We start from the raw sequence: 20,420 nt of genomic DNA on the forward strand, positions 1-20,420 counted from the left end.
AATTCCGCCTCGCACTTCGATCCCGCGGAGTGCAAATCCATGAAGTCCATTGATCTTTTCTATCAGGGCGAAGGCGTCGGCGAGGTCGAGCATCTCGAGCTCGAGCCCGAAGCGACCTTCGCTGTCCTGAAGGCTCACCTCGTCGAGAAGCACAAGATTTCGGTCGATGCGCTGCTGTTCATCGAAGATGAGGACGAGCCGATTGACGAGGGCGTCCTTCTGAAGGACCGCGGCACCGCCAAGGGGCTGAAGGTCCATATCCACCGCTGCCGCCACGTCGAGGTGACCGTGACATTCAACGGCGAGACGGTCGAGCGCCGCTTCCCGCCGAGCGCTACCGTGGCGCGGGTGAAGCGTTGGGCCGCCGAAAAGAAGTTCGGCATGTCTGAGGAGGAGGCCGGCGAGCACGTTCTGCAGATCGCGGGCACGCATGACCGGCCGGCGCCGGGAACGCATATCGGCGCGCTGACCGATGGCAAGGTCTGCGGCGTCGCTTTCGATCTCGTGCCCGACGAGCGGATCAATGGCGCGGCGGGGGGTGACGCGTGATCGCCCCGGACCAGCGCGCCTTCGAGGCGGACCTGGCCAAGGCCGCGTTCCGTCTCGGACAGGCAGAGGGGCGCTGGCGGCTGATCAGTCTGATCTGGCCATTCGCGTTTTTTGGTGTCGTCGCCAAGGACGGTCGCGAATACGTGTTTCGCCTGAACTGCGCCGGTTACCCGCAGGCGGCACCGACTGGCGGCCCCTGGGACATGAAGACAGACAAGGTTCTTGCGTTCGATCTTTGGCCGCGCGGTCGAGGCGGGCGTGTCTCTGCAGTCTTCCGCACTGACTGGAAGAGCGGCACCGCCCTCTACCTGCCCTGTGACCGGGAGAGCCTCGTGGGGCACGATAACTGGCGTCGCGAGGTGCCGTCGAAAATCTGGCGCCCCGCCGAGGGGATCGTTCAATACCTGGAGCTCATCCATGAACTTCTTCAGTCCCGTGACTATGCGCCGCCTCTTCGCTCTGCGGCATGAGCTGTCGTGCTCGTGGTTTGTGTGGCGTCGTCTGAAGGCGAAGCTGCGCGAACGCGGTCGCAGTTGCAGCCGCGAGAGTGGGGCATTCCTCCTCGGCCACCGCGAAGGCGGAAAGGCGAGGATCGTCGACTTCGTGCTTTATGACGATCTCGATCCGCATGCGCTCGACAGCGGCATCGTCCGGTTCGACGGACGTTATTTCAGCGACCTCTGGGCGATCTGCAGGGCACGTGGCCTGACCGTCGTGGCCGATATTCATGTGCATCCAGGCGGATCGGGTCAGAGCGGTTCAGACCGCGATCATCCCATGATCACGCGGGCAGGGCATATCGCGCTGATTTTACCGCGGTTTGCGACTGGCGGTCAGCGCCGCCGCGACGTCGGCATCTATCGCTATTTGGGCGGCAAGCAGTGGGACACCGTGCGGCCATCCGAGCGCCGCGAGTTCTTTCACATCAGTGTGTTTTAGAGGAGTGAACCATGACCGGGCAGATTTCGCCGGACTCCCTTCATCGCCTTGTCAAGCACGCCATCGACAGCGGAGTGGCTACGAGCGTCGCCGAGGCGGAAGCGCTTTTTCGAGGTTACCGGTTGACGGTGGAGATCGATGGCGCCGCCGCCGCCGATCCCGCGCAGCAGGCCGCGCTGTTGACGACGGTCGCCCTCGGCCGGCGCGTATTCCTCGGCGGCGTCACAGTCGCCGGGCCGCTTAAGACGCCGCTGAAGCTAGCAATGCCGCTCGGGCGTACGTTGGCCGAGGCAGTTCAGGCGCTGGGCGGGGCGGTCGGCGAGACGGTCATCGATGCGCCGACGATTGTGATCGGCGGTGGTGCGCGTGAGCGGCGTGGTGGCTTCTGCGTGCGCACCGTCACGGCGGGCTGGCGCGGTGGTATCCTGCCGGTGCATTCGGAGCTTGAGGCTGAGGGTGGAAGCGCCATGCCGCTAAGCGGGATGCTTGCGGCGGGACTGGCCGTCAACGAGGCGTTCCTGTTTGTAAATGGCGGGATGCCCGCAGCCGGGTGGCGGGCTGTGGGGCTTTCGTTATGGCGTCCTGAGTCGGAGGTCGACTGGTTGTTGTCGGATGAAACCGAGCCGGCTTTGACCTATCTGCCATCCCGACTTTGGTTGATCGGTCTCGGCCACTTGGGCCAAGCTTATCTGTGGGGGCTCGGGCTGCTCCCCTACCGGGATCCCGCCGATGTGGCTCTCATCCTGCAGGACATCGACGTTATTACCGACTCTACGGAGAGCACGTCGATCCTGAGCGACTCCACTATCGTTGGCAAGAAGAAGACACGAATGATGGCGGCCTGGGCTGAGCGGCGCGGCTTTGCTACTTCTATACAGGAGCGTCCGTTCGCCGCGGATTTTAAGCGGCAGGCGGATGAACCGGCGGCCGCCCTCTGCGGGCTCGACAATGGTGTCGGCCGGCGCGCCCTGGATCGGGTCGGATTCGATTTTATTGTCGAAGCTGGCCTGGGACGCGGGCATCGCGATTTCCGAACCATGAGACTTCACGTCCTTCCCGGACGCCGCCCTGCCGCCGACATCTGGAAAGAGGTGCGACAGGGCGAAAAAGTCGAGGACCGTCCGGCCTATACGAGACTTCTTGCCGATGGTGTGCTCGATCGCTGCGGCATGACGCAGCTTGCCGGGAAAGCTGTGGGTGCCCCTTTCGTGGGCTCAATCGCGGCGGCACTGGCGTTGTCGGAGTTATTGAGGTTGCTGCATGGCGGACCAGTGAATCAGTTGATCGATATCGATCTTCTTAGTCTCGACCAGCGGTTGGTCTCTCGGCATCCGAATGACTTTGCAGATCTCAATCCTGGGTTCACGATGGGGTTGGATGCTCGCTCTTTAGGGGCGAGTGGATGAATATGTCGTAACAACGGTTAGCAATTCGACTGTGGACACGCGAAGCTGCCTGAACGCGAGCTTCAAGTGTAAACACCGAAGTAGATCCGGACGAGATAGGTCGCCACTGCTTCCCTTCCTTCGGCAGTCTCCATGAGATCAATCGGTCGTCGCTGGTTGAGGCCAATCGCCGGGCGCTCCATCCAGGCTTGAGCATCTTCTTCCGAGCCGAACACCTTGGTCGCAAACACAAGCATCTCTGCGTCTGTCGGTTCCATTGTCTCTTGCCCTCCTCGAAAGCCGCTCTGATGGTGTGTGTGAAACGTCTCGGAACTCCTAGTGGAGCTGGCGGTTGATGCCTTCTGATCTGATCCATGCAAACAGACCAGCCCGGAGGCGCCTGACCGACGCGCCATTCATAAAAGCAGTGTGAAGTAGGGCTTCAACTTCCTCATTGCGCGTGGGCAGGATCGCCGGGTCAATGCCGAGCTCCAAGGCGATGTCTCTTTGAAGGCATCGGATGACGGTCGGGTAGTGTTCTTCTTGGGGACCGCCCACAAAGTGAAGGCTGACACGATTCATTAGAGGCGGCTTGATCCCCTCGATGCTGTTTGCCAGCGATATCCAGCTCACTTCTCCGACGTTGACGCTCGTTAGAAGGCACTCATCGAAATATCGCGACGCTGTCTCCGGTTCGAGGAAGTTAAGGAGCGTTGCCTGAGCATCTCCATTCTGACTGGGACAGGCCTTCTCAATTTCGTCGACGACGACGATCGGATTGGCGGTATTTGCCTTCCGCATGGCGATGACCGGGAAGCAGGGTTGCGTGCTGTGCCACCCTCTCGCGGTTCCCGCGAGCATCCTGTTGTCGGAGGAACCCGCCACAGTGATCGAGGCATGTCCGGTACCACTGATCTCACCCAGGCGACGGGCAAACCTTGATTTGCCGCATCCGGGCGGACCAACGACCAGGAGCGGCGGGATACGGAACCACGGTTTTCCAGCGGTGCGCCTCAATTCGATCGTGTCTGCAATCTGGGAGATTAAATCCTCAAACCAGGGAAACTCGGCGAGTAGAGCTTCCTCCAGTTGGGAGGGCGAAAGCCGGCTTCCGGCCAGTGAAAGTGGTTCACGCAGGGTAGCGTAGCGCTTCGTCAGCTCCTTTCCCTGGACACTGTCCGCGTCTCCTATCTCGGTCAGTATCCGAAGAGTTGGCCTGTTGTTGTTGACGCCGAAGCCATCGGGCGACTCCCACTGTCTCGTTCCGAGTAGGTCGGAATGATCGGCGTTCATGAGTTGAACCGCCTCGGCCAGCGACGAAGCCGACCAAATGGGATCGGATGACCGATCCTGCCACTCCAATGCTGCGATGCTCGCTTCTTTGCGTTCTCTGGCAGTTGTCCCCCCGGACCAGCCGTTGTTGATCAGCCGAAGTCCGCCGATCAATTGCAGTTTTGCGAGCGGATCGCCCAGCCGGGCGGCGATGAACACCAGGGTCATCGCCGTGTTGAACTTGAGTATGTGATTAGGGGAGGGGGTGGGCATCACCATCAAGGCCAACTTCAAGGCGATTGCAGACCTCCTGAGATCGTCGAGTTCACGACGCATGAGTAGATCTGAGAGCGTGTCCCAGGATTTGTCGTGCCATTTGAGATCCGGGAGCCCGCGGACCACCCGGAAAACCAGGGGATGCACTCGGCTAAGCAGTTCGCCAGGGCGTCCGGAAGGGCCGTAGCACTGCCAGATCTTCAGATACGCCGGGGTCTCTTCACGAACACTTCGGATCATTGGTCTGTCTCCAACCGGGCGAAGAGGTGCCTAGAGCAAGGCATCTCTATGAGCGGGTTCATTCGCAGCGGTGTCTGGGTGGAGATGCTGAGTGTTCGTGTTTTGTTCGTCAACTGCATTTGGAGCGATTCAGTGAAAATATATTCGCAAGAACAATAACTTACAGCATAATAACAAGAAAAAGTTTTTGATTTTCAAGCATTTACTAATTCATTTTGAGAAATGACCTATGAAATTCGTTTTCTGCAGCAGCTTATGATGAAGTTTCGTCTTTTAGCTCATCTATTGGTTGTTTCTTTGGGTTCCTAAGGGCGGTAACGAGGGTTCAACGAGGCCTTTTCGAGCATCTTATGCTTTTGTGCATGGTCATCTTTTGCTTAAGGGGACATCCATCTCACATCCAGCCCTTGCGGCTGACGCTATGCTTTTTCCGTTGCTGGAACCTTCCAATCGGGAAAACGAGGCGTCAGATGAAGAATTTCGTGGAAGTCGGGCAGGAGCTTCAAGCGGGGATGGCGAAGCTTGGCGAGGAGGAGCCGGCCGCGATGCAGGCTTTCGGGGCGCTCATGGGCGCGACCGTCGGCACCGATGGAGCCTTGTCGGTAAAGGTCAAAGAGCTGATCGCGCTTGCCATCGCCATTTCCGTCCGTTGCGACGGGTGCATCGCGCATCACGTCCGCGCCGTGATCGAGGCGGGGGCGACGCGCGAGGAGTTGATCGAGGTGATCGGCGTCACGCAGCTCATGGGTGGCGGACCTGCCACTGTTTACGGCATCGAGGCAATGCAGGCTTGGGATCAGCTCCAGAACTCCTGATATGAAAACGGCGCCGGGGTCATCCGGCGCCGTTTCGTATTCGGGGGTCAGCTTGCCGCTGCCGTTGTCCTTTGCCTCTTGCGGGCGCGGGAGCCGGGGCGGTTGGCACCGCGGGTTGCGGGGCCGTCGGGGCGGTGGCCGCCGCGTTTCTGCGGGCCGCCCTTGCCATTGCTCTTGTTTGCGCTCTTGCCGTTATTGTTGCCACGGCGAGGCGGACGCTGGCCTTGCGGCTTCGGCGCGGTCTCTTCGGGCATTTCCGCGGCCGACTGGCCGAGATAGGGCACGGGGTCCATCACTCCGAGCGGTTTACGGGTCAGCTTCTCGATGCTTTTGAGATAGCTGCGCTCCGAACCGTCGCAGAAGGAAATCGCAACGCCGCTTCTCCCTGCGCGTGCGGTGCGGCCGATGCGGTGGACATAGTTTTCCGGTTCATTCGGCAACTCGTAATTCACGACATGGGTGATGTCGTCGATATCGATGCCGCGCGCGGCGATGTCGGTCGCCACAAGGACGCGCGATTTGCCGTCGCGAAAGCGTCCGAGCGATGCCTGGCGGGCAGACTGGGATTTGTTGCCGTGAATGGCATCCGATTTGACGCCGGCCTTGTCCAGGATCTGGGCGACGCGGTTCGCGCCGTGCTTCGTCCGGGTAAAGACGATGACGCGTTCCATGTCGGCGTCGTCCAGAAGACGAAGCAGCAGGTCGCGCTTGCGCTTCCCGTCCACATGCAGCACATGCTGGTCGATGCGGTCCACCGCAACCGTCTTCGGTGTGACTTCCACACGAAGCGGGTTGTGCAGGACTTCCGCGCCGAGCTTTTCGATCTGCTTGGGCATGGTGGCGGAAAAGAGGAGCGAATGGCGCTTCTTCGGCAGGGCATTCACGATTTTCTTCACATCGTGGATGAAGCCCATATCCAGCATGCGGTCGGCTTCGTCGAGTACGAGGATGCCGGTTTCATGCAGGCGGATGAATCCCTGCTGCATGAGGTCGACGAAACGGCCGGGCGTTGCGACGATGATGTCGACGCCGCTCTTCAGCTTGCGCACCTGGGCGTTCTGCTTCACGCCGCCAAAGATAACGGTATGGGTGAGCTTCATATTGGCGCCATAGGCGGTGAGGCTCTCGTCGATCTGGATGGCGAGTTCGCGCGTCGGCGCAAGAATGAGCGCGCGCGGATGGTGCGGCTTTGCGCGGCCCTTGGCCTGCTCGCTCAGAAGGTGAAGGATCGGCAGCGCGAAGGCCGCCGTCTTGCCGGTGCCGGTCTGGGCAAGGCCCAACACGTCGCGGCCTTCGAGAAGGGCGGGGATGGTGCCGGCCTGAATGGGGGTCGGGTGGGTATAGCCCTGCGCTTCGAGAGCGCGGGTCAGCGGTTCGGCAAGGCCGAGTTCCGCGAAGGTCTTTTCAGTCATTAAAATCTTTTTCTTTCATGCAGGCGTATGACGCCGGTCCGCCTTGATGCGGAACGGTTGTGTGACGCGGGTTGCGTGCCGCGTTCCAACGCGCATGGAATTCGGGAGGGATGTCGAACCGGGGTCAGGCGGCAGGGAAGGTCCCTTTATAGGCCGCAGAGCGCGCTACATGGGTTCGACATGCGATAAATGGGGGTTCGCCGGGGCAAAGTCAAACGAATTCGCGGAAGACGGACGAAAGCGGCAGTTATCTGCCCTTTGTGATCGAGCCCAGAATGCCGCGAATGAGTGCGCGACCGATCTGCGTTCCGATGGTGCGCACGACGCTTTTGGTGAAGGCTTCCGTTGTCGATTGGCGGTTGGAGCGTCGGGGTGCGGCGCGTTTTCTCTCGCGTTCCCGTTCGGCAACGGCTTTTGCCCGTTCGGCTTCCTGAGTGGCATTCTCCGCCCTGCGCGTCAGGATTTCATAGGCGGACTCGCGGTCGAGACTGTCGTTGTAGCGCGAATCGACCGGGCTCGCGGCGATGGTTGCCCGGCGCTCCTCATCGCTCACGGTCCCCATACGCGAGGCGGGCGGGCGAATGAGCGTACGATCCACCATGCCGGGCACGCCTTTAGCTTCCAGCAGAGAGACGAGAGCTTCGCCCACGCCGAGTTGTGTGATCGCTTCCGTGACCTCGAAAGCCGGGTTCTCACGGAAGGTTTCTGCCGCCGCCTTTACGGCTTTCTGTTCGCGCGGGGTGTAGGCGCGAAGTGCATGTTGCACACGATTGCCGAGCTGGCCCAACACACTTTCCGGCACGTCGATCGGATTCTGCGTGACGAAGTAGATGCCGACGCCCTTGGAGCGGATGAGACGGACAACCGTTTCGATGCGGTCGATCAGCGCCTTGGGTGTGTCGTCGAAAAGGAGATGTGCTTCGTCGAAGAAGAAGACGAGTTTCGGCTTTTCCGGATCGCCGACTTCCGGCAGTTCCTCGAAGAGTTCCGACAGGAGCCAGAGCAGGAAGGTCGAATAGAGCTGGGGCGTTTCCATCAGCCTGTCGGCGGCGAGCACGTTGATCGTGCCGCGCCCGTCCCATGTGGCGCGCATGAGGTCGGCAAGTTCCAGCGCGGGTTCGCCGAAAAACATCTCGCCGCCCTGCTGTTTCAATGTGAGCAGCTTGCGCTGGATGGCGCCGACGGAGGCGGAAGAGACATTGCCGTATTGGGCACCGATGTCCTTTGCATTTTCAGCGGCAAAAGTGAGCAGCGCCTGAAGGTCTTTCAGATCGAGAATCAGAAGGCCCTGATCGTCTGCGATCTGAAAGACGATAGAGAGTATGCCTTCCTGCGCATCGGAGAGGTCGAGCAGGCGGGAAAGCATCAAGGGGCCCATGTCGGATATGGTGGTCCGGATCGGATGGCCCTTTTCGCCAAAAAGATCCCAGAAGATGACGGGGGAGGGGCCCGGCTTGTAGCCTTCGAGCCCCAGCTTTGCCACCCGTTCGTCAATTTTCGGGTTGGGTGTTCCTGCCTGGGAAAGTCCGGCGAGGTCGCCCTTCACATCGGCGAGGAAAACCGGCACGCCTGCGCGGGAAAAGGCTTCGGCCATGATCTGTAGGCTCACCGTTTTGCCGGTGCCTGTGGCGCCGGCGATGAGCCCGTGGCGATTGGCGTATTTCAGGAGGAGTTCTTGCGGCCGTTCGCCCGCGCCGATGAAGATACTGCCGGGCTTGTCCATTGATCGCCTCTCTCATTACGACCGGGAAAGATTAGGTTCGGGGCGTAGCGGCTACAAGCCTCATAATCGCCGTCCTTGCGCATTGTGGCGGGCCATGTTTGCAGGCATCATCCCGGCACCCAGAATATCGTCCCGGGGGGATTCCTATGATCACCTGTTATGTCCGCGCCAATGGCGGTCTGGCGCCCGTGCCCCAAACGGAGGCAAACGGGGTGCTGCCTGCGGACACGATCTGGATCGATATGCTTGATCCGACCGAGCAGGAAAGACATTTCATCGACAACGCGCTGGGCCTTGCCATGCCCAAAAAGGAGATCATGAGGGAGATTGAACCCTCCAGCCGCCTTTACCAGACGGAGGGGGCTTCCTATCTCACGGTGGTCACGCTGACGGCGGCTGACACGCTGAAGCCGCAAAACGATCCGGTGACTTTTGTCGTGACGCAGAACTTGCTCGTCACACTGCGCTATGCGGACCCGCAACCCTTCCGGAATTTCATCGCCAATCTGCACCGCTATACGCTTACCTGTACCTGCGGGGAAGATGTGATGGCGGCACTCTTCGATGCCATCGTAGCGCGAGTGGCAGATATTCTGGAGAAGGTGAACAGCGAGACGGACGAAATTTCCGGACAGATATTCCATCGCGACCGTATTTCGAGGCCGGATTATGATGGGGTGTTGCGCCGTGTTGGCCGTAATCAGACGGTGACGGTACTCGCGCGGGACAGCCTGGTAAGCTTGGCGCGTGTCGTGACCTTTATGCTGCGGCCGGTGGAAAGCAAACTGCAAAAACAAACAGGCCGTGCTTTCAAGACGGTGTCGCGTGACATTTCTTCGCTTAGCGACCAGGCAAGTTTCCTGTCGAACAATCTCAACTTCCTGCTCGATGCGACGCTGGGGCTCATCAACTCGGAGCAAAACGGGATCATCAAGATTTTCTCGGTGGCGGCGGTCGTGTTCCTTCCGCCGACGCTGATTGCGAGCATCTACGGCATGAACTTCAAGGACATGCCCGAACTCGACTGGCTGTTCGGCTATCCTTTCGCGCTGGGGCTGATGGTGGCTTCGGCTGTCTTCACCTATGTTTTCTTCAAGCGGAAGGGATGGCTGTGAGCGAGGCGGGCGAACGTACGGAATGGTACTGGCTCTGCCACATGCCTGCGCAAGGCGCGGAGAAGCGGTATTACGGCCAGCTCGATGTCGCGCCGCAGCCCGTGCCGCCGGAGCGTGCAGCCCGGTTGCAAAAGGTTTTCCCCGATCATGCGGTGTGGGTTTCCTCGCCATTGTCGCGCGCTGTGACGACGGCGCTGGCGCTCACCAACGGCAAGCCGCCCATCGCGGTCGGCGATTTCACCGAGCAGGATTTCGGCAAGTGGCAGGGGCGGAGTTTCGCCGATGTCTTTGCGGAAAACCGGACGCTCGACTGGTCGCAGCCGCATGAGATCGTGCCGCCGGGCGGGGAGAGTTTCTACGATCTGGGGGAACGGGTTGCCGATGCGATCGACCGGCTGAGCGAGCATTACGCGGGCAAGGCGATTGTCGCGGTTGCGCATCAGAGCATCATCCGTATCGCGGTTGCCTATGCGCTGGAGCTGGAGGCAGATCAGGCCTGGCGTGTCAGCGTGGCGCCCTTGTCGCTTACGCGGCTGGGCCTGCAGATCAGGGATGGAAAGAAGCTCTGGTCGGTCGGTTGCATCAACTCGGAAGTCGCTTAGTGAAGCTCTGGGCCCATGCGGGCCGCTTCTTCTTCAAAGCGGGCGAGGATGCGGCTCACATGTTCTTCCATCATCTCCATTGCCTCGATGACGGTGGACAGCCGGCTTGACGTGAAATCCTGGAACGAGGCGGCCATATAGATGCCCGCAGCGTGGCTTGCGAGCTCGTCGCAGGTATCCGTTTCGACGCCTTGGGCGCGCAGTTCGTCAGCGATCTGCTGGATGCGTTCGGCCGCGCCTTGAATGTCGGCTTCGGTGCGCTTGGCCGCTTCGAGCACATCGGCGGCCCGTTTTGCCGCGTCGATGGCGGTGTCGTCCCGGTTGGTTTCGGCAAGGTCGGTCCGCGCCCGGTCGATCGAGTGCTTCAATTCGTGCAGGTCGTGATAGATGAAGCCGAAACGGGCGGAAACCGCCGTCTCGCGTGCGGTCCGGTAAAGTTTTTCCACGGCTTCGATCATGCGGTCGGTGTCGGCGGCGCGGTTGCGGCGGGAAAATTCGCGCAGGAACCAGCGGCCGCGCTTGGTCTCTTCGACCGCTGCCTTGATCTCCCGGTATTCCTTTTCGTCACCCGGTTTATCTTCTGCCCACTCGCCCATCATGCCTCCTGAGGTCAGGGCATTCTGGGGATAAATCCTTGCGCAATCGTTGACCCGGTTTCCCGCGATAAAGCGCTTGCGGCCCGATGCGCCCCGTGCGAGTGAAAACGACCGGTATTTCAGGATGATATTGTCGAGAGACGGAAGGAGCGGGCGCATGCGGCTTGTGCGGTTTGGCGACAAGGGGGCGGAAAGTCCCGGCCTTCTCGATGGCGAAGGTCATCTGCGTGATCTTTCCAGCCATGTGAGCGAGCTTGCAGGCGAGGCGTTGTCGCCGGAAAATCTCGACCGCCTTCGCGGGCTGGACCCTGCCTCCCTGCCGCTCGTGGCTGACGGGGCCCGGCTCGGCACCTGCGTGGCCGGGACGGGCAAAATCCTCTGCATCGGCAAGAATTACGCGGATCACGCCGCCGAGATGAAATCCGACGTGCCGCCGGAGCCGCTTCTCTTCATGAAGGCGACGAGCGCGCTCACCGGTCCTCATGATGAGGTTTGTGCGCCGCGCAGTACCACCAAGCTCGACTATGAAGGCGAGCTGGCGATGGTGATCGGCAGCACGACGAAATATGTGAGCGAGGCGGATGCGCTCTCTTATGTTGCGGGCTACACCATCATGAACGATGTGTCGGAGCGCGCGTTCCAGAACGAGCGGGGCGGGCAGTTCACCAAGGGCAAGAGCAGCGATGGTTTCGCGCCGCTTGGGCCTTGGCTGGTCACGGCGGACGAGATTGCCAACCCGCAGGCGCTGCGTGTCCGGACATGGGTGGATGACGAGCTTCGGCAGGATGGGCACACGTCGAACATGATTTTTTCCGCCGCCTTCATTGTTTCCTATCTCAGCGAATTCATGACGCTTTATCCGGGCGATGTGATTTCCACGGGCACGCCGCATGGCGTCGCCGCAGGTATGAGCCCGCCCGGCTGGGTACGCGACGGGCAGACGGTGCGTGTCGCAATCGACGGGCTCGGCGAAATCGCCAACAGATTCACGGTGGACAAATGACAAGGCTCGCACTTCCCATCGACGTCGAGGCGGTGAAGGGCTTCATGCCCGAGGATGAAGGCTGGGCGCTGCACGAGGCGGCACTGGAAGCCTCGAAGCTCGGGCCGGTGCTGGAGATTGGCTCCTATTGCGGCAAGTCCACCGTCTATATCGGCATTGCGGCGCAGGCCAATGACGCGGTGCTGTTCGCGCTCGACCATCATTACGGCTCGGAAGAAAACCAGCGCGGCTGGGAGCATCATGACGAGGCGCTCTACGATGCGGAGACGGGCCGTCTCAACACATTTCCGCTCTTCCGGCAGACGATCCGCTCGGCGGAGCTGGAAGATACCGTGGTGCCGCTGGTGGCACCTTCTGCCGTGGTGTCGAAGGGCTGGGCGACGCCGCTTGCCATGGTCTTCATCGATGGCGGGCACGGCATGGAGCCCGCATTGACCGATTACCGCCTTTGGGCGCCGCGCGTCATGCCGGGTGGCATTCTCTGCATTCACGATGTCTTTCCGAATCCGGAAGATGGCGGGCGACCGCCCTACGAGATCTACAAGCTGGCGATCGCATCGGGGCTCTTCGAAGAGGAGAGGGCGGTGGGGAGTCTGCGCGTGCTGCGGCGGCTGGGCTGAGGTGCGTCAGGGATAGTCATGTGCGTAGACCGGGATCGGCAGATTGCCGATGCGCCGGACCATGAGCGGATAAACCTCTTCCCAGTCGAGCCCGCCGATGCCGCAGCCGAGCTTGGGAAACGAGACGCTCTCGACCCCCCATTCGCGATAGTTGTCGGCGAAGGCGATGAGCCCTTGTTCGATCCAGCCGAGCTGCGCGCCTTCGGCCAGTGTGTCCATGGTGGGGAAGTTGAGAACCCATTTCTCCTCGCCCTTCCAGAGATGCGGGTGGCCGGGCTTGAGCTCGCCCGTCTCGCAGGCCGCGACATAGTCGACATACATCTCCGGGAAGCGCTCCTTGAAGAGCGCGGCGAGCCCGCCACCCATCACACCGACGCAGTTTACTGCATTGACGAGCGTCTGTGCGTCGGATGAGAAGATGTCCGTCTTGACGATCTTGAGCATGGTGCCGCCTTTCTTCCGCTGCCTGCAAAGCGTGTCAGGCGAATGGTAAGGAAGCAATCCCGGATGGCCTATTCTGCGGCTTCCGCCAGCACGCGCTCGCCGAAGAGATGCGAGGCTGCGGTCGTGCCTGTCACAGCGTCGGCGGCGAGGATGACGGCTGCCGCCGTCCATGCCGGTTTTTCGGCGGGCCATGCCACTTCGTCGCGGAACTGGTAGCCCATCCAGTAAGCGCCTTCCTCGTCGCGCCATTGATGCTGCCATGACAGGAGGGCCTCGGCTTCCTTGCGCTGTCCGGCGGCGAGCAGGGCCATGGTGAGTTCGGCGGATTCGGCGACCGTCACCCAGGGCTCTTCCAGGACGCAGCGGCAGCCTTTGCCTTCGGCGACGAAAAGGTCCCATTTCCAGGCAATACGTTTGCGCGCGGCCTCGCCCGTCAGCACGCCGGCGAGAACTGGGTAATACCAGTCCATCGAATAGCGGTCTTTCGGTTCCCATGTTCGGTCGAAGCGATGGGGCTTATCACGCAGCGCTTCGCCGAGTTTCCGGCGTGCGGCCATCCAGTCGCGGGAGGGATGGCCCAGGGCGCGGGCGATATGCGCGGCGCATTCAAAACTTTTGTAGATGGACGAACAGCCCGTGATGAGGCTGTCGTCTTCCGGCGTATGCGGATCGGCGGCGGCCCAGCGAATGTCGCCATGCGCGCTCTGATGATCGATGACGAAATTCATCGCCGCTTCCACATGCGGCCAGATTTCCGCCAGCCAGACGCGGTCGCCCGTCACGAGATAATGGTGCCAGGCACCGGTGGCTATATAGGCGGCGAAATTGGTGTCGCGGACCGGCATGCCGGCGCCTTCGCCGGTATAGGCTTGCGTGTCTTCGTCGAAGGGCACGGCGGCGCCCAGTTCGCCCCACCAGGAGCCGTCCTTGAGTTGCGTTTCTTTCAGATATTCGAAGGCACGGCGGGCATTCTCGATGTCCCCCAGAACGGTGAGGCCCATTGCGGCCTCGGTGTGGTTCCATGGATCGACCACACCGCCATCGTACCAGGGGATCGCGCCATTCTCGCGCTGCAGTTCGAGGATGCGGTTGCGCGCGCCCTCGAAGAAGCCTTCCGGAATGGTATCGCCCTGTTTCAGATGCACCATGCCGTCAGCTTGCCTTGGAGAAGTAGAGAACGACGCTTTTGCCCATCAGCGGACCGGCGATCTTTTCCAGCGTTCGCGTCAGCCATGGGCCCTTCATGATGTCCCATTCGAGGAACTTCTTGTAGGCATTCACGAGCGCATTGTCCTCGCGCTTCACGCCGACCGCGCATTTCAGCCACCAATAGGGCGAGTGCAGGCCATGGGCGAAATGACGGTGGAAGAAGGACAGGCCGCGATCTTCCACTGCGTCTTTCAGTTCGCGCTCCTGGAAGATGCGAACGTGGCCGCCGGGCTCGTTGTGGTAATCGTCGGAAAAGGCCCAGCAGATGCGCTCCGGCCAGGCGCGCGGCACGGAGCAGGCAAAGGTGCCGCCCGGTTTCAGGATACGGTCGACTTCCTTCAGCGCCTGCTTGTAGTCGGGAATGTGCTCCAGCACTTCCGAGCAGAGGATCTTGTCGAAACTGTTGTCCGGGAAGGGCAGGGACAGCGCATCGCCGACGCTCAGCGAAAAGGCGCGCCTGGTTTCCGGATCCATGTCCGGATTGTCCTCGAAGCCCTTGCGCGCCGTTACCACGTCGTCGAAGCAGAGGTCGATGCCGACGACATGACAGTTCGCGAAATAATACATGGCGTGGACATGACGTCCCGTCCCGCAGCCAAGGTCCAGCACACGCTGGCCGTCCCTAAGCCCGAGCAGCTTGAAGTCGATGGTCTGCATGGGCAATCGTCTCTCTGTAAACGTCAACACAATCGCGGGCGGCGCGTTCCCATTTGAACTGGTCGAGAATGCGTTCGCGGGCCGCAATGCCATAGCGGGCACGAAGTTCGGGGTCGTCGAGATAGGTGGAAATCGCCTTGGCGAGCGCATCCGGATCGGAGTGCTGCACGACAAGGCCCGCATCGCCGACGACTTCGGGGAGCGATCCGCCATTGGTCGTGATGACCGGCGTCCCACAGGACATGGCTTCGCCCGCGGGAAAGCCGAAGCCTTCATAGACGCTGGGCGAAACCGACATGGTCGCTTCATTGTAGAGTTCGGTCATTTCCTCGTCGGTGATGCCGGAAACGAACTCCACCTTGTCCATGATGCCGAGCCGGCGCAGCTCGTCGGAGGTGTTGCCCTCGCGCAGCTTGCCGATCACACGGAGTTTCAGGTCCGGATATGTCTTCAACAGTTTCGCATAGGCGCGAATGAGGAAGATCAGCCCCTTGAGCGGCACATCCGCACTGGCGCAGGTGACGATCAAATCGTCGCGCCGTTTGACATGCGGCATCGGACGGAACTGGATGTGGTCGATGCCATGCAGGACGAGGCGCGTCTTGTCCGCTTCGACGCCGAATTCGCGGACCACGTCTCGGCGCGTGCTTTCCGACACGACGATAAGCGGGTCGAGCTGGCGCGCCACCTTGATCTGCATGTTGAGGAAGGAATACCAGCGCTTCTTCAGCAGCTTCAGCTTCAGCGTTTTGGCGGCGCCGACATCGATGCGGCGGTCCATGGTGATCGGGTGGTGGATCGTACCAACCACGGGCAGGCCCATATCGCGCATTTTCAAGAGGCCCCAGCACAACGTCTGGTTGTCATGGCAGATGTCGTAGTCGGCCCAAGTGCCGCGCGCATAGCGCGCCATGCGTTCGCCGAAGGTGTAGGGCTCGGAAAAGCCGCCGGTCGCATGGCTCCACCATTCGAAAAGGTCGATAGGGGAGGCGAACATCCATGGACGGATGGAAAGGATCGGGTGCGGATTGGCGTAAAGGTCAAGCGAGGGCAGCTTGATGAGGCCGGCGCGCTTGTCCGTATTGGGATAGGGCGGGCCGGAAATCACATCGACTTCGTGCCCGAGGTCCAGAAGCGCCTTGGTGATGTGGCGCATATAGACGCCTTGGCCGCCGGTTGTCGGATTGGAGCGGTAACTCGGCAGCAGGATGCGCAAAGGCCGGTCGCCCTTCACCGCTGCGAGGGAAGGGGGATGCTGTGTCGTATGAACTGCCGGGGCTGCCGGCCCTGATGCAGGCGCCTCATCGAGGGCTTGGGACATTAACTTCTCCTGTGACCCTTTTTCCTAGTCACTTCTCGGGATGCGCCTCGAGGGCCGTTCGGATGTTCGAATGCGCGGAATATAGACAGATCAACCTTTTGCAACAACCCGCTAACAGGAATGTAAGTGGCTTTCAGTTGATCCGCGGCGCTGCGCCTCGAATATCCTCATCCGGCTCGGGCGCGGGGCTCGACTGGTGGTGGAACAGCAGCCAGCCCTCATTGACCCGTGTGAAGATATTTGTGGCCAGGAGGAAGTCCTTGCCGATCTGCTCGTAGCAGATCACGAGCCCGGTGTCGCCCTGTATGCCGGGACGCGGTGCGATGCATTTGATGTCGGGGCTCGCCGGGCCGGAAAAGATGGTGTGCCAGCTTTGCAGAACCGCGTCGCGGCCTTCCACGGGCGGCCAGCCGGGGTGAAGGCAGGTCACGGGCTCGTGCTCTGTCCATATGGCGGTCATCAATGTGTAGTCGCGGTCGGCGAAGGCGCGATAAAAAGTGTCATTGGCAAAGAGAAGCGCGGCGCGATCCCGTTCCGTCATTGTTTTCTGCACGTTGCCTTGAACCGAAGATGGAGGATCATAGCAGCGCTGGACGTTGCTTGCAGCCGGAACCGGGCATCCTCCTGTATCTGGGCGTCAGACCACCCAGAAATTCCGCTCGCGCATGAAATTGTAGACATGCGGCCAGGCGAGACCGAGCGTCACGAGATTGCCGATGAGAAAAACCACCAGATAGATGTGGCTCCTGCGGTCGAAGCGCATTTCGGGATTGGCGTGGATCAGCAAAAAGAGGAACGGCGTCCAGATCGCAGCATGGGCGACCCAGGCGCCCTGCGATACATGCTCGTGGAGCCGCAGCCAGGCGGCCAGTCCCAGCGTTGCCGCCCAGCCGACGGCGATCCAGCGCGTCAGCACCTCCTCGCGCAGAAAGACCAGCGCAGCCGTATTCAACGCCACGATGCAAACGGTCCAGGCTTGCAGGGGCCAGGGCGCCTGCAGCCAGTCTTGTACGAAATCCACGATCGCCCCCCGGCACCTTGCTTTCGCCGGTCCTATCTAAGCCGGAGGAGGGGGCGTGGGGCAAATCAAGTTTCCAATAAGGCCGTTCAGGCCGGAAAACGCCGCTTCAGCCAGTCCAGCATCAGCCGGTTCAGCTCTTCGGGCTTTTCGGACTGGGTCCAGTGGCCGCAATCGGGGATGATGTGCTTTTCGAGGTCGGGCACATATTTCTCCATGCCTTCCGCCATGGCGGGCGGGAGGGCGATGTCGTCCGCGGCGGAAATCATCAGGCCGGGTACGTCGACGCGCTGGATCAGGTTCTCGCTTCTCTCCCAGTTGCGGGTGAAGTTGCGGTACCAGTTGATGCCACCCTCCCAACCGGTTTTCTCGAAGGCTTTTGCATAGACCTCGAACTCGTCCGGCGTCAGCAGCGCTTCGCCGGTCCATGTGTCTTCGGGGGCCTGCAGTGCGGTGAGCAGGGTAAGGCGACGCATTTCTTCGGGGAGTTTCATATACTCCTCCATCGTCACGCCTGAGCGGCGATAGAAGAAGCGCAGCGACCGGTGCGTGTCCTTGCCGAGCACCTTCTCCGCTTCGCCGAATTGCTGGAAGAAGACGATGTACATGTCCTCGCCATAGGCGGCGCGCATGGCGGCGATGGGCTCGGTATCGAGGCGAGGAATGAAGGGCGTATTGACGCCGATATTGGCCATCACGCGGGAGGGGTGCATGAGCGGCATCTGCCAGGCGACAAGGCCGCCCCAGTCGTGGCCGACCATGATCGCCTTGTCGATCCCCAGCGCGTCGAGAAGGCCGGTGAGGTCGCCGGTCAGGTGCTCCATATCGTAAAGCGGCACCGCGTCCTGGCCCAGCGGGCCGCCCGTGTTGCCATAGCCGCGCATATCGGGCGCGATGGCGCGGTAGCCCGCATCGGCCAGCGCCTTCATCTGATGGCGCCAGGAATAGGCGATTTCCGGCCAGCCATGTACGAGAAGGACGGGAATGCCGCCTTTCGGGCCTGCCTCGTGCACCGCCATGCGGATGCCGTTGGTCTCGACAAAATACGGCTTGGGAAATGTCATGCCCGTTCTCCCTCAGATCATGTTCGGTTTCGTTCAGATTGTTTTTTCAGGCCGCGTCGCGCAAGCGTTCCCAGTCGCTTGTAGCGGGCAGGTCCAGTAGTGCCATCATTTCCTGCCGGTCGGGCCCCAGTTTTGGAGGGTAGTGGCGGGCGTTGCGTTTCTTACCCCGCGCCCAGACGCCCATGATCTTTGCGATATTGCCGGGATTGCGCAGGAACTCGCTGGGCTTGTCGATCATATGGAAGGCGCGCATGAACTCGCGCAGCAGCGCGGTATCGCCGCGCAGTGCGGGCGTGATTGCATCTTCGGCGAAGCTTCGGATGACACGGTTGCGCAGTTTCGGACGGTAATCCGGGTCCAGCGCATTGCGGGCGCGCCGGATGGCGGCCTTGTCCTGTTTGACCATGTCCGAATAGTAGGGGCGCAGTGCACCGCGCGCATTGTTGAAATAGAGCGTCGCACGTGCGACCGGGTTTTCCGTCCGGTCGAAGGCATGCACCAATGTTTCCGCTTCGATGGCGGCGAAAGTGCAGCCGCGCCCGTATAGCGGATTGGTACGGATGAAGCTGTCGCCCAAGGGGAAGAAGTTCAGCACGCGTGGACCGTCGTCATCGGCAAGTTTGCGCCAGCGGCTGATCAGTTCGCCCATACCATAGACTTTCGACACGGGGGTCGAACGGTCTTCCGCGGTCCATGGTGCCACGCCAGGCAGTTGCGAGCAGATGAAGTCGAACGTCTCGGGGCGGATGATTGCCTTGCGCAGTTCCATCTCGATTTCGGGCACCGCGATGGTGATGGAAAAGCATCCATTGTCGGCGGGGAACACGCCGTATTTCATGAAGCCCATATCGCCGGCGCTCGGCACCTTGTTGCGCTCGGGTTCGCCCATGCCCTCATGCAGGCGATAATGGCGCGTGAAATAGAGGATGTCCGCGCGCTCGGTCTTTTCTTCGATGCCGGCGCCGTGTTCGTTCAGCGTATCGATGAGCTGGCTGTTCTTGCCGGCGGCATCGATGACGGTGTCGGCGAGCCATTCCTGCCGTTCGCCGTCGCGTTCGATGACGAGGCCGGTCACGGCAAGCCTGCCGCTTCGCGTCTCTGTCAGCACGTCGCGCACCAGCGTGTCGGTGACGAATTCGATGCCGGGCTGACGCAGCGCATAGCGGCGCATTACGAATTCGAGCGTGGTGCGGCGGCTCGTCAGGATGGTGAGTTCCTCATCTCCCGGCGCCGGCACATAGGTCTCGCGCAAGGCAAGCGGCAGGTTGTCCACAAAGCCGATCTCGCGGCAGCCCGCGGCGAGCAGGTCCTGCATCAGCTCCGGGTGCCATTCGCGGATATGTTTGTGGAGGCGTGCGAGGAAGGCGTGGGAGTGGCGCAGATGGCCGACGCCGCGGCGCTCCCAGTCGGTGAAGGCGAGGTCGGCCGAATCTTCTCCTTCCGGAGCGGGCGGGTCGCGCTCGATGACCGTGACAGAGCGTCCGCTTTTTGCCAGTGCAAGGGCGGACCACAGGCCGGCGATACCGCCACCGACGATCAGAATGCGCTCCTCCATCGATAACCTCCCGTTTCGATACCGATAAGACCAGTCGCTTGACCTTGGTCTATTTATAGACCGAGGTCTATAAAATAGTAACGACTCTCAACCATTTCCAGCCCCGCAAGGCCGGGAGGCAGGTTCCCCTCGGTCAGTTTCCGATTTTCCAGGCGGCAAAGGCGAGGCAGGCCCAGCCGATCATGAAGGCTAGCCCGCCGACCGGCGTGACCAGCACCAACGCTCGGCTGCCCGTCAGGGCGAGGAAATACAGCGAGCCGGAGAAAAGGATCGTGCCGGCCAGAAAAGCGCTTCCCGCCATTGTCGCGAGGCTGCCGGCGCCCATGCTCGCTACCCAGGCGACCGCGACGAGCGCCAGCGCGTGATACATCTGATAGCGCGCGCCGGTTTCGAAGACGCCGAGTTCGTATTCTCCGACATGCGACTTCAGCCCATGAGCCGCGAAGGCGCCGAGCGCCACGGAGATGAGGCCGCTCAGGGCCGCGATGGTGAGCCAGATACGCATCGAATCCTCTTCCTGTTCCGTCCCGCTGTTCAATATGCGCGGAATTCTATTCGCTTTGTGCCGGGGGGGAAGCACTCTCCCGCACTACCGCTGCGTCACG

The 20,420-nt window shown here is 61.2% G+C and carries 23 protein-coding genes; 9 read left to right on the forward strand and 14 right to left on the reverse strand.

The features are described 5' to 3' along the window. Positions 1-39: 39 nt before the first annotated feature. From ACSSVQ_RS16210 to ACSSVQ_RS16225, 4 genes are read left to right on the forward strand one after another with little or no spacing between them, the layout of a single operon-like run. Complete coding sequence (locus tag ACSSVQ_RS16210; RefSeq protein ID WP_454184358.1) at positions 40-549, forward strand: hypothetical protein; 510 nt, start codon at positions 40-42, stop codon at positions 547-549. After that, the gene (locus tag ACSSVQ_RS16215; RefSeq protein WP_454184359.1) at positions 546-1,019 is read left to right on the forward strand and encodes a DUF7665 family protein; all 474 of its coding nucleotides are present in this window, start codon (positions 546-548) and stop codon (positions 1,017-1,019) included. The genes ACSSVQ_RS16210 and ACSSVQ_RS16215 overlap by 4 nt, the downstream gene beginning before the upstream one ends. Next, on the forward strand, positions 967-1,488 hold the full coding sequence (locus tag ACSSVQ_RS16220; RefSeq protein ID WP_454184360.1) for a hypothetical protein: 522 nt from the start codon (positions 967-969) through the stop codon (positions 1,486-1,488). The genes ACSSVQ_RS16215 and ACSSVQ_RS16220 overlap by 53 nt, the downstream gene beginning before the upstream one ends. Positions 1,489-1,499: 11 nt before the next feature. After that, entirely contained in the window at positions 1,500-2,894 is a 1,395-nt protein-coding gene (locus ACSSVQ_RS16225; RefSeq protein WP_454184361.1) for a hypothetical protein, read from the forward strand. Between the two features lie 62 nt (positions 2,895-2,956). Here the strand turns inward: ACSSVQ_RS16225 and ACSSVQ_RS16230 are convergent, their stop codons facing one another. Then, positions 2,957-3,151, reverse strand: a complete 195-nt coding sequence (locus ACSSVQ_RS16230) for an antitoxin Xre/MbcA/ParS toxin-binding domain-containing protein (protein ID WP_454184362.1) — start codon at positions 3,149-3,151, stop codon at positions 2,957-2,959. 58 nt (positions 3,152-3,209) lie between these two features. Further along, entirely contained in the window at positions 3,210-4,661 is a 1,452-nt protein-coding gene (locus ACSSVQ_RS16235; RefSeq protein ID WP_454184363.1) for an AAA family ATPase, read from the reverse strand. Between the two features lie 470 nt (positions 4,662-5,131). Here ACSSVQ_RS16235 and ACSSVQ_RS16240 point away from each other — a divergent pair, with 470 nt between their 5' ends. Then, positions 5,132-5,476, forward strand: coding sequence for a carboxymuconolactone decarboxylase family protein (locus ACSSVQ_RS16240; protein WP_454184364.1), 345 nt, complete (start codon positions 5,132-5,134; stop codon positions 5,474-5,476). 47 nt (positions 5,477-5,523) lie between these two features. On the opposite strand, the gene ACSSVQ_RS16245 is transcribed toward ACSSVQ_RS16240, so the two are convergent. Further along, the gene (locus ACSSVQ_RS16245) at positions 5,524-6,888 is read right to left on the reverse strand and encodes a DEAD/DEAH box helicase (protein WP_454184365.1); all 1,365 of its coding nucleotides are present in this window, start codon (positions 6,886-6,888) and stop codon (positions 5,524-5,526) included. A 247-nt stretch (positions 6,889-7,135) separates the two neighbouring features. Further along, entirely contained in the window at positions 7,136-8,611 is a 1,476-nt protein-coding gene (locus tag ACSSVQ_RS16250; protein WP_454184366.1) for a helicase HerA-like C-terminal domain-containing protein, read from the reverse strand. 146 nt (positions 8,612-8,757) lie between these two features. Between ACSSVQ_RS16250 and ACSSVQ_RS16255 the strand changes: the two genes are divergently transcribed. Together ACSSVQ_RS16255 and ACSSVQ_RS16260 are read left to right on the forward strand one after the other, a co-directional pair. Further along, positions 8,758-9,726 carry a magnesium transporter CorA family protein gene (locus ACSSVQ_RS16255; RefSeq protein WP_293324418.1) on the forward strand — a complete coding sequence of 323 codons (969 nt, stop codon included), beginning with the start codon at positions 8,758-8,760 and terminating at the stop codon, positions 9,724-9,726. Continuing rightward, the gene (locus ACSSVQ_RS16260) at positions 9,717-10,328 is read left to right on the forward strand and encodes a histidine phosphatase family protein (RefSeq protein WP_454184367.1); all 612 of its coding nucleotides are present in this window, start codon (positions 9,717-9,719) and stop codon (positions 10,326-10,328) included. The genes ACSSVQ_RS16255 and ACSSVQ_RS16260 overlap by 10 nt, the downstream gene beginning before the upstream one ends. Here ACSSVQ_RS16260 and ACSSVQ_RS16265 read toward each other — a convergent pair. Continuing rightward, the gene (locus ACSSVQ_RS16265; RefSeq protein ID WP_454184368.1) at positions 10,325-10,924 is read right to left on the reverse strand and encodes a hypothetical protein; all 600 of its coding nucleotides are present in this window, start codon (positions 10,922-10,924) and stop codon (positions 10,325-10,327) included. The genes ACSSVQ_RS16260 and ACSSVQ_RS16265 overlap by 4 nt on opposite strands. Before the next feature lie 157 nt (positions 10,925-11,081). Here ACSSVQ_RS16265 and ACSSVQ_RS16270 point away from each other — a divergent pair, with 157 nt between their 5' ends. Beyond that, positions 11,082-11,927, forward strand: a complete 846-nt coding sequence (locus ACSSVQ_RS16270) for a fumarylacetoacetate hydrolase family protein (RefSeq protein WP_454184369.1) — start codon at positions 11,082-11,084, stop codon at positions 11,925-11,927. Continuing rightward, the gene (locus ACSSVQ_RS16275; RefSeq protein ID WP_454184370.1) at positions 11,924-12,547 is read left to right on the forward strand and encodes a class I SAM-dependent methyltransferase; all 624 of its coding nucleotides are present in this window, start codon (positions 11,924-11,926) and stop codon (positions 12,545-12,547) included. The genes ACSSVQ_RS16270 and ACSSVQ_RS16275 overlap by 4 nt, the downstream gene beginning before the upstream one ends. Before the next feature lie 6 nt (positions 12,548-12,553). Here ACSSVQ_RS16275 and ACSSVQ_RS16280 read toward each other — a convergent pair whose 3' ends face one another. The 9 genes from ACSSVQ_RS16280 to ACSSVQ_RS16320 form a co-directional block, all read right to left on the reverse strand. Then, positions 12,554-12,991, reverse strand: coding sequence for a macro domain-containing protein (locus ACSSVQ_RS16280; protein WP_454184371.1), 438 nt, complete (start codon positions 12,989-12,991; stop codon positions 12,554-12,556). Between the two features lie 68 nt (positions 12,992-13,059). Beyond that, positions 13,060-14,139 carry a prenyltransferase gene (locus tag ACSSVQ_RS16285; protein ID WP_454184372.1) on the reverse strand — a complete coding sequence of 360 codons (1,080 nt, stop codon included), beginning with the start codon at positions 14,137-14,139 and terminating at the stop codon, positions 13,060-13,062. Positions 14,140-14,143: 4 nt separating this feature from the next. Then, positions 14,144-14,857 (reverse strand): class I SAM-dependent methyltransferase, encoded by a 714-nt coding sequence (locus tag ACSSVQ_RS16290; protein ID WP_293324463.1) that lies wholly within the window; start codon positions 14,855-14,857, stop codon positions 14,144-14,146. Continuing rightward, positions 14,823-16,178 (reverse strand): glycosyltransferase family 4 protein, encoded by a 1,356-nt coding sequence (locus ACSSVQ_RS16295; protein WP_454184373.1) that lies wholly within the window; start codon positions 16,176-16,178, stop codon positions 14,823-14,825. Before ACSSVQ_RS16295 ends, ACSSVQ_RS16290 begins: the two co-directional genes overlap by 35 nt. Positions 16,179-16,311: 133 nt before the next feature. Next, positions 16,312-16,719 (reverse strand): nuclear transport factor 2 family protein, encoded by a 408-nt coding sequence (locus ACSSVQ_RS16300; protein WP_454184374.1) that lies wholly within the window; start codon positions 16,717-16,719, stop codon positions 16,312-16,314. A 96-nt stretch (positions 16,720-16,815) separates the two neighbouring features. Then, positions 16,816-17,199: a hypothetical protein gene (locus ACSSVQ_RS16305; protein ID WP_454184375.1), complete on the reverse strand. Its 384-nt coding sequence runs from the start codon at positions 17,197-17,199 to the stop codon at positions 16,816-16,818. Positions 17,200-17,285: 86 nt separating this feature from the next. Beyond that, positions 17,286-18,260, reverse strand: a complete 975-nt coding sequence (locus tag ACSSVQ_RS16310; protein WP_454184376.1) for an alpha/beta fold hydrolase — start codon at positions 18,258-18,260, stop codon at positions 17,286-17,288. 46 nt (positions 18,261-18,306) lie between these two features. Then, a complete protein-coding gene (locus tag ACSSVQ_RS16315; protein ID WP_454184377.1) occupies positions 18,307-19,815 on the reverse strand; it encodes an FAD-dependent oxidoreductase in 1,509 nt (502 codons plus the stop codon). Positions 19,816-19,948: 133 nt separating this feature from the next. After that, a complete protein-coding gene (locus tag ACSSVQ_RS16320) occupies positions 19,949-20,320 on the reverse strand; it encodes a DUF423 domain-containing protein (protein ID WP_454184378.1) in 372 nt (123 codons plus the stop codon). Positions 20,321-20,420: the final 100 nt, after the last annotated feature.

This window comes from Parvibaculum sp. MBR-TMA-1.3b-4.2 (assembly GCF_053628815.1).

What these genes read in the sequence shown, in the direction of transcription:
- ACSSVQ_RS16210 (WP_454184358.1), top strand. Translation starts at nt 40, where the DNA reads ATGAAGTCCATTGATCTTTTCTATCAGGGCGAAGGCGTCGGCGAGGTC.
- ACSSVQ_RS16220 (WP_454184360.1), top strand. Translation starts at nt 967, where the DNA reads ATGAACTTCTTCAGTCCCGTGACTATGCGCCGCCTCTTCGCTCTGCGG.
- ACSSVQ_RS16225 (WP_454184361.1), top strand. Translation starts at nt 1,500, where the DNA reads ATGACCGGGCAGATTTCGCCGGACTCCCTTCATCGCCTTGTCAAGCAC.
- ACSSVQ_RS16230 (WP_454184362.1), bottom strand. Translation starts at nt 3,151, where the DNA reads ATGGAACCGACAGACGCAGAGATGCTTGTGTTTGCGACCAAGGTGTTC.
- ACSSVQ_RS16235 (WP_454184363.1), bottom strand. Translation starts at nt 4,661, where the DNA reads ATGATCCGAAGTGTTCGTGAAGAGACCCCGGCGTATCTGAAGATCTGG.
- ACSSVQ_RS16240 (WP_454184364.1), top strand. Translation starts at nt 5,132, where the DNA reads ATGAAGAATTTCGTGGAAGTCGGGCAGGAGCTTCAAGCGGGGATGGCG.
- ACSSVQ_RS16245 (WP_454184365.1), bottom strand. Translation starts at nt 6,888, where the DNA reads ATGACTGAAAAGACCTTCGCGGAACTCGGCCTTGCCGAACCGCTGACC.
- ACSSVQ_RS16250 (WP_454184366.1), bottom strand. Translation starts at nt 8,611, where the DNA reads ATGGACAAGCCCGGCAGTATCTTCATCGGCGCGGGCGAACGGCCGCAA.
- ACSSVQ_RS16255 (WP_293324418.1), top strand. Translation starts at nt 8,758, where the DNA reads ATGATCACCTGTTATGTCCGCGCCAATGGCGGTCTGGCGCCCGTGCCC.
- ACSSVQ_RS16260 (WP_454184367.1), top strand. Translation starts at nt 9,717, where the DNA reads ATGGCTGTGAGCGAGGCGGGCGAACGTACGGAATGGTACTGGCTCTGC.
- ACSSVQ_RS16265 (WP_454184368.1), bottom strand. Translation starts at nt 10,924, where the DNA reads ATGGGCGAGTGGGCAGAAGATAAACCGGGTGACGAAAAGGAATACCGG.
- ACSSVQ_RS16270 (WP_454184369.1), top strand. Translation starts at nt 11,082, where the DNA reads ATGCGGCTTGTGCGGTTTGGCGACAAGGGGGCGGAAAGTCCCGGCCTT.
- ACSSVQ_RS16275 (WP_454184370.1), top strand. Translation starts at nt 11,924, where the DNA reads ATGACAAGGCTCGCACTTCCCATCGACGTCGAGGCGGTGAAGGGCTTC.
- ACSSVQ_RS16280 (WP_454184371.1), bottom strand. Translation starts at nt 12,991, where the DNA reads ATGCTCAAGATCGTCAAGACGGACATCTTCTCATCCGACGCACAGACG.
- ACSSVQ_RS16285 (WP_454184372.1), bottom strand. Translation starts at nt 14,139, where the DNA reads ATGGTGCATCTGAAACAGGGCGATACCATTCCGGAAGGCTTCTTCGAG.
- ACSSVQ_RS16290 (WP_293324463.1), bottom strand. Translation starts at nt 14,857, where the DNA reads ATGCAGACCATCGACTTCAAGCTGCTCGGGCTTAGGGACGGCCAGCGT.
- ACSSVQ_RS16295 (WP_454184373.1), bottom strand. Translation starts at nt 16,178, where the DNA reads ATGTCCCAAGCCCTCGATGAGGCGCCTGCATCAGGGCCGGCAGCCCCG.
- ACSSVQ_RS16300 (WP_454184374.1), bottom strand. Translation starts at nt 16,719, where the DNA reads ATGACGGAACGGGATCGCGCCGCGCTTCTCTTTGCCAATGACACTTTT.
- ACSSVQ_RS16310 (WP_454184376.1), bottom strand. Translation starts at nt 18,260, where the DNA reads ATGACATTTCCCAAGCCGTATTTTGTCGAGACCAACGGCATCCGCATG.
- ACSSVQ_RS16315 (WP_454184377.1), bottom strand. Translation starts at nt 19,815, where the DNA reads ATGGAGGAGCGCATTCTGATCGTCGGTGGCGGTATCGCCGGCCTGTGG.
- ACSSVQ_RS16320 (WP_454184378.1), bottom strand. Translation starts at nt 20,320, where the DNA reads ATGCGTATCTGGCTCACCATCGCGGCCCTGAGCGGCCTCATCTCCGTG.